This window comes from Cellulosimicrobium composti (genome assembly GCF_010287905.1).
In the GTDB taxonomy this organism is placed as follows: domain Bacteria; phylum Actinomycetota; class Actinomycetes; order Actinomycetales; family Cellulomonadaceae; genus Cellulosimicrobium; species Cellulosimicrobium composti.
In genome coordinates this window covers 1-934 of record NZ_JAAFAN010000150.1, presented here as the reverse complement: position 1 = coordinate 934, position 934 = coordinate 1, and the positions used below count along the sequence as shown (strand labels likewise).

General features: G+C 67.2%; 1 protein-coding gene. It reads left to right on the top strand.

Annotated elements, in window-relative coordinates; all coding sequences use genetic code 11:
* Nucleotides 1-934 (top strand): ATP-dependent Clp protease ATP-binding subunit ClpX (gene clpX, locus GYH36_RS19095; protein ID WP_162290699.1); only part of this gene is annotated, 934 nt, incomplete at both ends.

The following is a 934-nucleotide window of genomic DNA, read 5'->3' as shown; positions in this document are numbered from 1 at the left end:
CCGACGACCCGGACTACGTGGAGCTGGCGAAGTCGAACATCTTGCTGATCGGTCCGACGGGGACGGGCAAGACGTATCTGGCGCAGACGTTGGCGCGGATGTTGAACGTGCCGTTCGCGATCGCGGACGCGACGGCGCTCACCGAGGCGGGGTATGTCGGTGAGGACGTGGAGAACATCTTGCTGAAGCTGGTGCAGGCGGCGGACTTCGACGTGAAGAAGGCCGAGACGGGCATCATCTACATCGACGAGATCGACAAGGTGGCGCGCAAGGCGGAGAACCCCTCGATCACGCGGGACGTGTCGGGTGAGGGTGTGCAGCAGGCGTTGTTGAAGATCATCGAGGGCACGAGCGCGTCGGTGCCGCCGCAGGGTGGTCGTAAGCACCCGCACCAGGAGTTCATCCAGGTCAACACCTCGAACGTGCTGTTCATCGTGGCGGGGGCGTTCGCGGGGTTGGACGACATCGTGGCGGCGCGGGCGCGCAAGCGGGGTGTGGGGTTCGGGGCGCCGATCGAGACGGGTGCGGGGGAGGACCTGTTCGCGCAGGTGCGTCCGGAGGACCTGCACCGGTTCGGGTTGATCCCGGAGTTCATCGGGCGCCTGCCGGTGATCGCGTCGGTGTCGGCGTTGGACTCCGAGGCGTTGGTGCGGATCCTGACCCAGCCCAGGAACGCGTTGGTCAAGCAGTACCAGCGGATGTTCGCGATCGACGGGGTGGAGCTGGAGTTCACCGACGGTGCGGTGGAGGCGGTCGCGGAGCAGGCGTTGCTGCGCGGGACCGGGGCGCGGGGGCTGCGCGCGATCATGGAGGAGGTGCTGCAGCAGGTGATGTTCGACGTGCCCTCGCGTGATGACGTGGAGCGGGTCGTGATCACGCGCGAGGTCGTGCTGGACAACGTCAACCCCACGATCGTGCCCCGCACCGGCACCCG